General features: G+C 48.9%; 15 protein-coding genes. 7 read left to right on the top strand and 8 right to left on the bottom strand.

The features are described from left to right. Positions 1–19: 19 nt before the first annotated feature. The 4 genes from AC5JQI_RS04425 to AC5JQI_RS04410 all read right to left on the bottom strand — a co-directional run bounded on the left by AC5JQI_RS04425 (position 20) and on the right by AC5JQI_RS04410 (position 2877). Positions 20–1771 carry a type VI secretion system baseplate subunit TssF gene (locus tag AC5JQI_RS04425; protein ID WP_493913867.1) on the bottom strand — a complete coding sequence of 584 codons (1752 nt, stop codon included), beginning with the start codon at positions 1769–1771 and terminating at the stop codon, positions 20–22. 107 nt (positions 1772–1878) lie between these two features. Beyond that, positions 1879–2139 carry a hypothetical protein gene (locus AC5JQI_RS04420; protein ID WP_493913866.1) on the bottom strand — a complete coding sequence of 87 codons (261 nt, stop codon included), beginning with the start codon at positions 2137–2139 and terminating at the stop codon, positions 1879–1881. A gap of 186 nt (positions 2140–2325) precedes the next feature. Next, positions 2326–2511 (bottom strand): hypothetical protein, encoded by a 186-nt coding sequence (locus AC5JQI_RS04415; RefSeq protein ID WP_162781333.1) that lies wholly within the window; start codon positions 2509–2511, stop codon positions 2326–2328. 123 nt (positions 2512–2634) lie between these two features. Next, a complete protein-coding gene (locus tag AC5JQI_RS04410; protein ID WP_013185109.1) occupies positions 2635–2877 on the bottom strand; it encodes a hypothetical protein in 243 nt (80 codons plus the stop codon). A gap of 317 nt (positions 2878–3194) precedes the next feature. Here AC5JQI_RS04410 and AC5JQI_RS04405 point away from each other — a divergent pair, with 317 nt between their 5' ends. Further along, the gene (locus tag AC5JQI_RS04405) at positions 3195–3464 is read left to right on the top strand and encodes a helix-turn-helix domain-containing protein (RefSeq protein ID WP_013185108.1); all 270 of its coding nucleotides are present in this window, start codon (positions 3195–3197) and stop codon (positions 3462–3464) included. Between the two features lie 183 nt (positions 3465–3647). Here the strand turns inward: AC5JQI_RS04405 and tnpC (AC5JQI_RS04400) are convergent, their stop codons facing one another. The 3 genes from tnpC (AC5JQI_RS04400) to tnpA (AC5JQI_RS04390) all read right to left on the bottom strand — a co-directional run bounded on the left by tnpC (AC5JQI_RS04400) (position 3648) and on the right by tnpA (AC5JQI_RS04390) (position 5900). After that, positions 3648–5150, bottom strand: coding sequence for an IS66 family transposase (gene tnpC, locus AC5JQI_RS04400; RefSeq protein WP_493913865.1), 1503 nt, complete (start codon positions 5148–5150; stop codon positions 3648–3650). 70 nt (positions 5151–5220) lie between these two features. After that, positions 5221–5574, bottom strand: a complete 354-nt coding sequence (tnpB, locus tag AC5JQI_RS04395; RefSeq protein WP_275358884.1) for an IS66 family insertion sequence element accessory protein TnpB — start codon at positions 5572–5574, stop codon at positions 5221–5223. After that, positions 5571–5900, bottom strand: coding sequence for an IS66 family insertion sequence element accessory protein TnpA (gene tnpA / locus AC5JQI_RS04390; RefSeq protein WP_493912782.1), 330 nt, complete (start codon positions 5898–5900; stop codon positions 5571–5573). Before tnpA (AC5JQI_RS04390) ends, tnpB (AC5JQI_RS04395) begins: the two co-directional genes overlap by 4 nt. A gap of 44 nt (positions 5901–5944) precedes the next feature. Between tnpA (AC5JQI_RS04390) and AC5JQI_RS04385 the strand changes: the two genes are divergently transcribed. Next, positions 5945–6151 (top strand): hypothetical protein, encoded by a 207-nt coding sequence (locus AC5JQI_RS04385; RefSeq protein WP_493913864.1) that lies wholly within the window; start codon positions 5945–5947, stop codon positions 6149–6151. A 17-nt stretch (positions 6152–6168) separates the two neighbouring features. After that, the gene (gene ssb / locus AC5JQI_RS04380) at positions 6169–6681 is read left to right on the top strand and encodes a single-stranded DNA-binding protein (RefSeq protein ID WP_038255199.1); all 513 of its coding nucleotides are present in this window, start codon (positions 6169–6171) and stop codon (positions 6679–6681) included. A gap of 121 nt (positions 6682–6802) precedes the next feature. On the opposite strand, the gene AC5JQI_RS04375 is transcribed toward ssb, so the two are convergent. Next, a complete protein-coding gene (locus tag AC5JQI_RS04375; protein WP_493913863.1) occupies positions 6803–9292 on the bottom strand; it encodes a BsuBI/PstI family type II restriction endonuclease in 2490 nt (829 codons plus the stop codon). A gap of 514 nt (positions 9293–9806) precedes the next feature. Here AC5JQI_RS04375 and AC5JQI_RS04370 point away from each other — a divergent pair. The 4 genes from AC5JQI_RS04370 (at position 9807) to tnpC (AC5JQI_RS04355) (ending at position 12601) form a co-directional block, all read left to right on the top strand. Next, on the top strand, positions 9807–10091 hold the full coding sequence (locus tag AC5JQI_RS04370; RefSeq protein ID WP_038255197.1) for a helix-turn-helix domain-containing protein: 285 nt from the start codon (positions 9807–9809) through the stop codon (positions 10089–10091). Between the two features lie 257 nt (positions 10092–10348). Then, entirely contained in the window at positions 10349–10678 is a 330-nt protein-coding gene (gene tnpA, locus AC5JQI_RS04365; protein ID WP_493912782.1) for an IS66 family insertion sequence element accessory protein TnpA, read from the top strand. After that, positions 10675–11028, top strand: coding sequence for an IS66 family insertion sequence element accessory protein TnpB (gene tnpB / locus AC5JQI_RS04360; RefSeq protein ID WP_275358884.1), 354 nt, complete (start codon positions 10675–10677; stop codon positions 11026–11028). The genes tnpA (AC5JQI_RS04365) and tnpB (AC5JQI_RS04360) overlap by 4 nt, the downstream gene beginning before the upstream one ends. Positions 11029–11098: 70 nt before the next feature. Further along, complete coding sequence (tnpC, locus tag AC5JQI_RS04355) at positions 11099–12601, top strand: IS66 family transposase (protein WP_493913862.1); 1503 nt, start codon at positions 11099–11101, stop codon at positions 12599–12601. Positions 12602–12613: the final 12 nt, after the last annotated feature.

The raw sequence follows: 12613 nt of genomic DNA, 5'->3' as shown, positions 1-12613 counted from the left end.
TGTCATGATGGTTTAACAATTACATCTCCATGCGTGCCCCATAGACTTCTTTGAATTCCCACAGAATTTTTTGGTTCGGGGTAGATACATCCAGCTTGACGAAGGTGGACTGGCTGACAAAACAGGCCATCGCCTCATGGATTAACCGACAGAAGCGGTACATCTCTCCCAGATTGGCGTAACAATCGGGGTTCAGGGTCAGTATCAGCAGACGCCCACGGACAGGACAACCCAGCTTCATCCGGTCAATCAGGCTCTCTTCTGCCTGCATAATGCTGTCGATATGCCGCTGGATATGGCGACTCAGGGGGCGGTTAAATTCGGCATAATGGTTAAACAGACGAAGAAAATGCCGCATCCCTTCTGTGGTAAACAACAAAATGGGTGGGCTGGCGAGGCAGGAAAGCAGCGGCCAGCCGGAATTATCCTGTAACATCGGCGGGGAATCGGTAGTTACTGGAGTAATATTGTGCACGCTGAGATGAGAAGGAGAACCCTCCTGCATCACACTGATGCTGCCTTGCTCCAGTGCCATTGCGGGTTCATGGTAGCCCGTAAAATCGCAGGCGACCGCGAGTTCAGGCAAGTTGCGAGCCTGTTTGCCTGTCAGGTCAAAAAAATGCAACCGGTGTTGAATGCGATCCAGCAAATCACGCTCGGTACAAAGCTGGTAGTAGAAATAATCCGGCTCCTCCCCGGCCAGCAGCTCTGCTGCGGGCGTAAACTGCTCTATCGGCAGATAACGGTAAGGCGTGCCCCGTTGCGCATTGTCATCAGGCTGTTGAACCACCTGAACATCATGCAACCGGAACAATTTCATGGAATCGCCCAGTGACAGGGGATAACAGTGATTTTCGGCACTCAGCAGAATAGGTGGGCTGATTCGTTTTTCCAGATGAATGGCCGGCACACAGCCCAGCATAAAGGCATCACCGACATCATCCAGCGGCAGTTCGCCTTCAAAACGAAAAATCAGTTCAAACGTACCGTCCGCATTGAGTGGAATTTCCGTGCGGTCACGGCTGATATCCAGCGTGACAAAATTATACAGATGCGGCAGGGCATAGTATTCAACCAGCGTTTGCAGGCCGGTATAGGTGCCCTTTTTCATCGGCAGGATGGGCTTATCCAGCAGGTCATGCCAGCCATAAGGAAAACAGCTCAGCTTGCGTTGTTCGCCCTGTGCGCTGACGCTCATCTCACAGATATGCTGGTCAAGCCACAGGCTGAGCTGTGCTGCCTGCTCAGTATCCGTGCCAAGGAAAAAAGAGAGCGCTCCGCATTTCCAGACCGATGAAGTGCTTCCCGTCTGACACAGGGTCAGGATAATTTCACTGTGCGTGCCGGTTTTTTTCACCCGGCGATCCCGCACTACTAAAGGCTCAATATGCAGCGGGCGACAGGTCTTGAACGTGAGTAATTGCTCCTCCGCCTGCGCAGAAACAGCCGTATTTCTGGGAATATCCGCAGCGCCCTGATGTTCGCCAGCGGTGGGGAAAAATTGCATGATTGTGGTGGGTGGGACGGGGCACAGTACTAACGGCCAGATACGGGCCAGAATACCGTGGGTAATTTCGGGGAAATCATCCTCCAGCTTATCCCGTGAGCGGGCAATCAGCAGAGAAAACGCTTCGAAAAGGCGTTGTATATCGGGATCATGGGCCGTTGCCAGAAAATCGGTTAAATGGGGGGATTCTTTTGCCACGCGCTGAGCCAGCTCCCGCAGGTAGGCGCGTTCTTGCAGGTACAGTGATTCCTTGTTGTTCTTCATTGAATTTCACTTACATTTTTACCCGTCAGGGATCGGAATAGTGCTGAATGAATAGAAGATGTCAGGTCTATAATTGTACACATTCATCAGTGAAATTAATTAACCGATTAAATCCAATTTTTGTCTGGTTTTGGTGGAATATCGGCCTGTTGGCCGAATTTGCACGGGAATTCAGGAAAAAATAAGGGTGACAGGATAGCCACAGTTTGACTCCATCCGGCCTGACCGTTAATATCTTTTTCTACAACAATGATCCATCGCCTGTCAGGATCGCCTTCGGGTGGCGAAATGAAACTCTCGTAGCCTGCAAGGGAGAGCAAATATTGCGGTACATCTGCGCACTTTTGGAAGCAGATATCGCTGGACAACAACCCTCCGTCCAGCGATGAAAGTTACCCGGTTTCTTGATTAACTGGCTTATCACTCACGCAGAGCAGTATTCCTGCGACGTTCACCGTTAAATTTACCCCTGCACGATCTTCATCCACGTTTTGATTAACACACGATAAACGTTCCGAACACTGCGCGGCGTCACTTGCGTAAGAGCTGCGCGATTACCAAGTGACGCCGCCGGGCGGCAAACGTCCAGAGCACAACCAGACTGGCTTTTCGACCGATTTGAACCCTGTATTACTGGGTGACAGCGCTTTCACAGGCACTTTTTCACCTCTTACCGACTTATTCCGTTTATTTTTCACCCACTGCCTTGCAACAGGCCGATGCAGTAAAAAAGGAGACATCACACCACGTCACGATTAATGAGGCGTTCAGCCTGAGCTATCAGGCTTCTGAACGGGGAGTACTCCATCGCCGTGTTCAGCACGTAGCGAACTCCTGCAAAAACTCAACGCAACCTCACCCTGCTACACATTATCTGACGTACCACGGAATGGTGAACCTGAACCGACACGCAGGGAATGTTTCGAAATAAATAAAAAATGATCTGAAAATACAGGGGAAATACGGATAGAAAAGCGATCACGAACGATAATAAACAACAAAGATTGATTTAGCCGTCCGTATTCTCCCCTGAGTTTGTCCGATGACTGAGGACAGGATTCACCGCGCCTTGACCAACCAAATGGTTTAACTATCAGTTTGGTCACGCAGGGGGCAACTGAGCTTGAAATACACCGGTATTATGCTAAACGGGTTTATACCCGTTCAACTTAGCAGTTCGGTTATTGAGTTAGATAAAACAATCCGTTAAAGTATTCCCGCCATTAGCAAAATCTAATGGTCAAGGTTTAGCAGCCTTGTGTTCACTGACACTGGTAGGATGTTTCTGCCAGTGCGCCTGCGCTTACCTTTTCAATGGTGGTTCAGGCAGGGGAGGCTTCGGCCTCGCTGGTGTGAACCCAGTCTGCTAACCCTGCCTTGAATCACCACCATCAATGATGAATTAATGGAAGGGGTAGCAGGAATGAATAACAACGTTAGAAATGACTGGCATCAAGCCGACATTATCGCCGCATTACGCAAACGCGGGACTACCTTAGCGGCTGTCTCCCGTGAAGCGGGACTGAGTTCTTCTACACTGGCAAACGTATTAAGTCGTCCGTGGCCGAAAGGCGAATGGATCGTTGCGGATTATCTTGGTATCCATCCCTCAGAGATCTGGCCCAGCCGTTATTTCGATCCTCATAGCGGAGAATTATTAGAAAGGAAAGTCCGCGATAAGACACAGGAATAACCCGCTTTAATTTGTGATCGACTTCGTAAAAATGATAAATTTTAATATAAAGCCCTGAGCGTGAAATGGCCGCCCAACTTGACCATTTTTAACCCTCACGGCTTTTTTGCTTTAACATGATGAAAAAGCACACAATAAGCAATATAAATAAGTAAAATCAGTCAGATAGAACGTAAGCGTCAACTAAACCCCACCTTGCTTTTTCCATGGCAGCAGTTTTTCCAGATCCGGGGCGGGCTGGCATAACTCATCCAAACAGGTCATGACATAATCGAAGGGGATCAGGCCATTGGCTTTGGCCGTTTCAATGACACTGTAGAGGATCGCACTCGCCTGCGCACCGCGCGGGGTATGGCTGAACAGCCACGCCTTTCGCCCGATGACAAACGGTTTAATCGCCCTTTCAGCCCGGTTATTGTCGATCGACAAACGACCATCCTCCCGATAGCGGATCAGTTTGGGCCATTGATTACTCAGGTAAGTCACGGCCTCACCCAGCTTGCTTTTGGGGATCACCTGAGATTGGGTTTTAACCAGCCAGGCCGATAACTTATCCCAGATAGGAAGCGCTTTTTCCTGGCGGATCCGGTATTTTTCGGCCGGGCTTAACCCCTTGATCTGATGCTCAACCCGGTACAGTGACTGGATCAGGCTCAGCGCGATATCGGCTTTGCCCGTTTTGTTTTTTCCCTGCGCCTGCTTCGCTTCCATAAATTTACGACGGGCATGGGCCATGCAGCCGACCAGCCGGGCACCGGTCTGCTCATAGCCTTGATAGCCATCCACCTGCAGATAACCTTGAAAACCGGCGAGATAGTCAGCAGCGCAGGTGCCTGAACGGCTGGCCTGGTGGTCATACAGCACAATATTCGGTGTGAGCGCCGCCGGTTCGGGGGTATCAGTGCCCACACAATAGACCCACATGTAATGGGTCGTTTTTTCAGACGTCACCCCCTTCACCGGGGTTTCATCCGCATGGAGAACCGGTTGTTGCAACAGCGTTTCCCTGAACCTGGTCACCAAAGGCGCAAACAACTGCGCGGATTTTACTATCCAGTCACTCTGGGTCTGGCGGCTGAGGTCAATGCCATACTGTTTGAACACACTTTCCTGACGGTACAGCGGTAACCCATACTGATATTTACTGGTGATAAGCTGGCTGAGCAGGCTGCTGGTCGCCATGCCTTTCTTGATGGGCATCGCTGGCAGGGAGGCTTGTTTGACAGGCGTCTGAATGCCGGATTTTTCACATTCACGGCAGGCGTATTTGGGGCGGACATGCTCAACCACCCTGATTTGAGCGGGAATGAACAACAGTTTTTCACTGCGATCTGCCCCCATCTGATGCAACCTGCCGCCACAGCACGCACACTGTTTTTCTTCCTCGGCGATATCATGGAACACGGTTTCGCGCGGTAAATCTTTGGGCAGGGGGTTGCGTGTCGGCTTACGGCGGGGAGGTGTGAGGGTTTCCTGTGCGGCGGCCGTTTCAGCCGGCAGCGCAATTTCTTCCGCTTCGTTAAACAACTCCCCCTGGCCGGGGAACGCTTCCGAGGAAGCCCCAAACCGTTTTTGTTGGGCTAAACGGAACGGCTCTTCCAAAAAGGCCAGCCGCTGCGACTGCTTAATCAGCAGCCGTTTCAGTTCAGCGGGGTCATTGGGCAGGGCATCAATATCAATTTTCATGGGGACATTTTATGCCATCCCCGGCGAAAAAGCGTAATTAATGCCCGTTGGTTTGATGATCATCAAGGGATCAGGCGACATGGCAATCCTGGACGGAGAAGGGCTGGTGCCCGATGACCTCATAACCCGATAACAACCCGTGCAGTTGCTGCTCTGTCAGGGTCAGGGAGGCACTGTTGACGGCGGTGGGCCATTTGAATTTCGCGTTCTCCAGCCGTTTGTACCAGAGCGCAAACCCGGTTTTATCCCAGTAGAGGATTTTGAGTTTATCCCGCTTCTTGTTGCAAAAGAGGAATAACGCGGTTTGCGTCGGCGACAGTTGCATTTCCAGCTCTACCCAGACCGCCAGCCCGTTGATGGATTTTCGGAAGTCGATAAATGAGCGGCACAAATACACCTCCGGCACATCCACAAACATTTTCATGCGGCGAGCCCCCGAATAATCGCAATGATAACATGCTTATCCGTGCCGGCAGGAAAACGCAGTGTGCCCTGTGGTGTCTCAAATAAGATGGGGAGTGGGCTGGATGAGGCGGATTTTTTCTGAGCGGTGCTGACGTTAATAAAAGCAGACGGTGAAGCCAGCCCAGACGGCTTTTCCGGTGGATGGGAGGTGCGTTGGCGGTGGTGATAGAACCGGGTTGTCGACACACCGATTTTTTGGCAAAACTGCGGGACAGTCAGTTCGGATTTTTTCTGCTGTTCAAACAGGTCCCGCCACTCGGCTTGAGTAAACCTGGATTGGCTCATGTGAGTTTTTTCCATCATCAGAATAGGTGAAACTATTTTAATCAATGGATTTATCCTGGCTAGGTGGGGTTCCCCGTACGCTTACTAAACAATTACCGTTAACCGTGTTGCGAAGCCGTGCAGGTTTTTATATCGGCACGATGGATGCGGGAGAACCGTGCTCGCGTGAATCCGTGGAGTATTTTGCCTACCGCGAACAAGCGGAGTTTGCCCTGAAACAGGGGCAATGGACACAACGTCAATCAGTTTAACCGATAAGGAAAGGGATATGGCTTCACGCGGAATCAACAAGGTGATTTTAGTGGGTTATCTGGGGCAGGATCCGGAAATCCGTTACCTGCCGACCGGCGGTACGGTGGCCACGATTTCACTGGCCACTTCAGAGAACTGGCGGGATAAACAAACTGGTGAATTGCGAGAAAAAACGGAGTGGCACCGGGTCGCCATTTTCGGCAAATTAGCCGACATTGCGGCGGAGTATTTGCAGAGAGGGTCCCAGGTTTATATTGAAGGCCAGCTGAAAACGCGCAAATGGCAGGACAACCAGAGGCAGGATCGCTACTCAACCGAAGTGGTGGTGAATGTGAATGGGGCGATGCAGATGTTGGGGAGTCGTGGGGATTTGAAGAACGCGGCATCTCAGCAGGCTGGACATAAGCCGGCACAGAAGCAGCCACCATCTCAACCTGTTAATCAGGAAAGAAAAAAAATACAGCCAGTACAGGTCTCAGTGTTACCGGAAGAGGATGACACCGACTGGGATTCGGAGATCCCGTTCTGAACGGTGTTTTCTTCATTAACGTATTGCCCTGTTATCACAGGGCTTCTTAAACTGGCTAAAGCTATAAAAAATGGAGCCGATGTTCAGGGTTCATTAATCATTGTATGATTAGTCCGTTTGCTTAAGTGTGTGGGCCAAGGAATCGATCGCCATTCAAATGTATCATGTGAGTCGGAGCATCAGCGACCCAAACCTCCGTTTCCCACGATAGATCCATAAGATACTTTGCCATCGTTTTACGGTCAGGGAATGCGGTGACATATACCAATCCGGGTTTAGAATTTGCAAATAATTTTGCTAATTCGCCGTGGCGTTTTCCATCAACTGGACCATGAGATGTGACAGACTCGATTAACAGTAACCAATTACGTTCTTTCCAATAAAGAACAACATCAGGCAATTTTCCTTTATGGTCAACAATGACGCCCAACTCAGCAAGTCGCTCCTTACGGAAATGAGCTTCTTTCGCGCCGGTATCTCCGATATATATAACTTCGGCTTCTGGGGCGAAGCGAGGTCCAAACTCAACAATGATATCCTTGATCAGCTGGCTATGGGCTCCAGGGCTTAAGATTAAATCTGTACCATCATTCAGCTTTAGAGGGATCATTTCCATTTTTCTCGCCATAGCATATTGTTCAACCAAGGTGGAAATATTGTCCATATGCTCCTTGATTGATATATCCCATTCAGGAGTACCGTAAGTTAACAGTACAGCGTGTAATTCAGATGCTAATTGATAACAGGATTTCGGTGAGTTAACAGCCCGATCAGGTTCATCAGGATTGTATAAAGCGATTCCGCCATCACAGAATTGGTGAAGTGTTTGTCGGCGGAAAGTTTCACGTGTGTTCGGCGCATATTCTTTGCCGTATACATCTCTACACCAATCCATGATCGGAGTCACGCCTAACATAGGCCTTCGTATTTTTTCCCAACTGCCATCAGGATGAAGGTCAAGTAGCGCGAGTAAGGTCAGAGCTGAACGTTCATTTATTTGAGCACGAGGCATTCCCAGTAAGCGCAATATTTCAAGAGATTGCTCGATTTTTTCTTGCGCTTTAAGTGGATCAGTAGTTTTTCCTTCTGTCATCAAGTCTAACTCCCTATTAATGATTTCATCAATGTGGTTACTATTAAGAATTTCATCGCCCACCTCACGGCCCATTTTCCGTAAAACTTTTAGTGAAGGATAGTGAATTGATCTCAAATCTGTGGCATTTACTTGGGTATGCCCCCCAAATTGGCGGTAGTATTTGTCCAGTAAAGTGCAATTCAAATAGGCATAAAGCCCACGTGCAAGATCTGCATCCATACCAGTTTTTTTAATATGGAAAACGTTGGTTTTATTTTCAAAACCGATCAAATCACCCGGAAGGGATGAATCATACAATGTAGCCATGATTCGCTTTTTTTCATCCTTGCTACTAAACCTTTTTATAATCAAGAAGTAACCTTCATTCTTCCAAAGCCATGGCCGCGATGAATCGGAGACCCTTATAGCATTTGGTTTTTTCCCGTCGAGAGGCCAATGAACTTTCCCATTTAAATGCTGGGGGAAAATAAGCGGCACTGATTCAGAGTCCAAATTTTCGCGGAGGTCGTCTCGAAGTCGGAAGTTGACTACCGGCCCTGTGCTAACCTGAATTTTTAGATCATCTAAAGTTGATGTGAAAGGTGACAATCTTTCAATAATATGTTGTTCTCTTGGGCTTGCTGCGATATGAATGAATTTTTGTTTATCCGCAGGATTTACTATCTTGTCGATGGAAACCTTACGTTGAGTCATATCCGTTGCTGTTATTTGCCCAGTCTCTTCATCAAGATGAAAATCGGATGTTGGGCTTGAAGTGATTGTTACTTCACCCTGTGAAACACCTTTGATACAGTGAATGATAATATTTTCTTGAAGAACTTTATCTTCTGCAAAAGCAGTATTACGAGAGTCAAAAATATGGATGTGCTTGATGGACGTTTCTGAAAGTAGTTGTTCACGGAAAGGTTGATAATACGGGCCATTACAGAAAGACCGTGGAATGATTGCCACCAACTCGCCCCCCTGCCTCAACTGTTTTAAAGCTAAGGCAACGAATCCTGAGTATAAATTAACCGTTTCTATGCCTGCATTGCTCAGCGAAATTCGATGAGCGCTGGAAGATAGAATTTTTTTGTATGGCGGGTTCATAATTACATGACTATACGTTTCAATCTCTTCACTATTGGAAAGGTTTTTCACGAGTAGACTTGTATCAATAATGTAGTCTGTTTTGTTAACCTTATATGAAAAATTTTTCCCAAACTCCTTACTACAGGCTTCCAGTGTTTTATCTAGGAACGGTAACATCACATCTTCGATGTCGTAGACATCAAGCTCTACTCTTTCGACTCCCAGGCTCAACGCTCGATCGATAAATGCAGCAGAAAGCGACCCCACGCCACAGCCGGGGTCAAGTAGCTTTACGTTACTCTTGATGTTGTCGAATAGACTTGCCAAGAACAAACAAATTGGTGCAGGGGTCATAAATTGACCGAACGCTGATTTGGTCTTAGGATTGAGCAGCTTATTCGCTTCTTTTCTGTTTTGTTCAGCCAATTTCAACAGGCGCATCATATTCTTACCTAGTTACAAAAGTTCAAAACTACAAATTGTTCTTTCCCAGAGATGATCCCGAGAGTCAACACGCTTCACTGGATGGCAATGTTACTACAAATAGATAATAGAAGAAGATTGATCTGATCCAAGATTAGACACAACGCTTAATTAGTAATGTCCTCTTTTGGTTGTGAGTTCAATTGGCTCATGCAAATTAAGTGTTTTATTTAAACAGCACCAGTCATTCAAATAATTCAATTTACTTGTAAAACTTACTCGTTCGATTATTGAATTAAATAACGTAATTCGTTAAAGTAAAAAAGCTATCGGCAAAATCCGATAGTGAGGAATCTCAGGCCTCGTAAGATCAACCCACTGGTAGGATGTTTCTGCCAGTGTGTCTGCACTCGCCTCTTCAATGGCGGTTCAGGCAGGGGAGACTAACGTCTCGCCGGATTGGTTGATCTCCGGTACCTGAGAATCCCTGTCTTGAATCGCCACCACTTAATAATCAAAAGAAGGGGAAGCAGGTATGACGATGACTCACACTCAGAAAGACTGGCACCCAGCCGAAATTATTTGTGCATTACGCAAACGTGGTACAACCCTCGCCGCCGTCTCCCGCGAAGCCGGATTAAGCTCTTCAACCCTTGCCAATACCCTGTCACGCGCCTGGCCAAAAGGGGAATGGATCATTGCGAATACCCTTGAGATCCATCCATCTGAAATTTGGCCAAGTCGCTATTTTGATCAGGAAGGGAAATTGATTGAACGTACAACACGCAAGGCGGCTTCAGTAAAAATCGCAGAACAATAAGCGATAAGATTTTTATTTCCTAAAAGTCAGTTTCAGTTGTTGATTGAATAAATCCTGTTATTTCCTGCACATTGAGGCTTTTATTGCCGGGCAGGAATAACAGGAATGAGAATAACCCTATTAATGGGCATATTGGCCACTATCCTGACGGGGTGTCATTCCCCGTTTAAACGTAAGCGTACGGGGAACCCCACCTAGCCAGGATAAATCCATTGATTAAAATAGTTTCACCTATTCTGATGATGGAAAAAACTCACATGAGCCAATCCAGGTTTACTCAAGCCGAGTGGCGGGACCTGTTTGAACAGCAGAAAAAATCCGAACTGACGGTCCCGCAGTTTTGCCAAAAAATCGGTGTGTCGACCACCCGGTTCTATCACCACCGCCAACGCACCTCCCATCCACCGGAAAAGCCGTCTGGGCTGGCTTCACCGTCTGCTTTTATTAACGTCAGCACCGCTCAGAAAAAATCCGCCTCATCCAGCCCACTCCCCATCTTATTTGAGACACCACAGGGCACACTGCGTTTTCCTGCCGGCACGGATAAGCATGTTATCATTGCGATTATTCGGGGGCTCGCCGCATGAAAATGTTTGTGGATGTGCCGGAGGTGTATTTGTGCCGCTCATTTATCGACTTCCGAAAATCCATCAACGGGCTGGCGGTCTGGGTAGAGCTGGAAATGCAACTGTCGCCGACGCAAACCGCGTTATTCCTCTTTTGCAACAAGAAGCGGGATAAACTCAAAATCCTCTACTGGGATAAAACCGGGTTTGCGCTCTGGTACAAACGGCTGGAGAACGCGAAATTCAAATGGCCCACCGCCGTCAACAGTGCCTCCCTGACCCTGACAGAGCAGCAACTGCACGGGTTGTTATCGGGTTATGAGGTCATCGGGCACCAGCCCTTCTCCGTCCAGGATTGCCATGTCGCCTGATCCCTTGATGATCATCAAACCAACGGGCATTAATTACGCTTTTTCGCCGGGGATGGCATAAAATGTCCCCATGAAAATTGATATTGATGCCCTGCCCAATGACCCCGCTGAACTGAAACGGCTGCTGATTAAGCAGTCGCAGCGGCTGGCCTTTTTGGAAGAGCAGTTCCGTTTAGCCCAACAAAAACGGTTTGGGGCTTCCTCGGAAGCGTTCCCCGGCCAGGGGGAGTTGTTTAACGAAGCGGAAGAAATTGCGCTGCCGGCTGAAACGGCCGCCGCACAGGAAACCCTCACACCTCCCCGCCGTAAGCCGACACGCAACCCCCTGCCCAAAGATTTACCGCGCGAAACCGTGTTCCATGATATCGCCGAGGAAGAAAAACAGTGTGCGTGCTGTGGCGGCAGGTTGCATCAGATGGGGGCAGATCGCAGTGAAAAACTGTTGTTCATTCCCGCTCAAATCAGGGTGGTTGAGCATGTCCGCCCCAAATACGCCTGCCGTGAATGTGAAAAATCCGGCATTCAGACGCCTGTCAAACAAGCCTCCCTGCCAGCGATGCCCATCAAGAAAGGCATGGCGACCAGCAGCCTGCTCAGCCAGCTTATCACCAGTAAATATCAGTATGGGTTACCGCTGTACCGTCAGGAAAGTGTGTTCAAACAGTATGGCATTGACCTCAGCCGCCAGACCCAGAGTGACTGGATAGTAAAATCCGCGCAGTTGTTTGCGCCTTTGGTGACCAGGTTCAGGGAAACGCTGTTGCAACAACCGGTTCTCCATGCGGATGAAACCCCGGTGAAGGGGGTGACGTCTGAAAAAACGACCCATTACATGTGGGTCTATTGTGTGGGCACCGATGCCCCCGAACCACGGGCGCTCACGCCGAATATCGTGCTGTATGACCACCAGGCCAGCCGTTCAGGCACCTGCGCTGCTGACTATCTCGCCGGTTTTCAAGGTTATCTGCAGGTGGATGGCTATCAAGGCTATGAGCAGACCGGTGCCCGGCTGGTCGGTTGCATGGCCCATGCCCGTCGTAAATTTATGGAAGCGAAGCAGGCGCAGGGAAAAAACAAAACGGGCAAAGCCGATATCGCGCTGAGCCTGATCCAGTCACTGTACCGGGTTGAGCATCAGATCAAGGGGTTAAGCCCGGCCGAAAAATACCGGATCCGCCAGGAAAAAGCGCTTCCTATCTGGGATAAGTTATCGGCCTGGCTGGTTAAAACCCAATCTCAGGTGATCCCCAAAAGCAAGCTGGGTGAGGCCGTGACTTACCTGAGTAATCAATGGCCCAAACTGATCCGCTATCGGGAGGATGGTCGTTTGTCGATCGACAATAACCGGGCAGAAAGGGCGATCAAACCGTTTGTCATCGGGCGAAAGGCGTGGCTGTTCAGCCATACCCCGCGCGGTGCGCAGGCGAGTGCGATCCTCTACAGTGTCATTGAAACGGCCAAAGCCAATGGCCTGATCCCCTTCGATTATGTCATGACCTGTTTGGATGAGTTATGCCAGCCCGCCCCGGATCTGGAAAAACTGCTGCCATGGAAAAAGCAAGGTGGGGTTTAGTTGACGCTTACG

Source organism: Xenorhabdus sp. XBWT, assembly GCF_059072735.1.
Note: the sequence above shows the minus strand (reverse complement) of the source record. Positions and strands in the feature narration are given on the sequence as shown.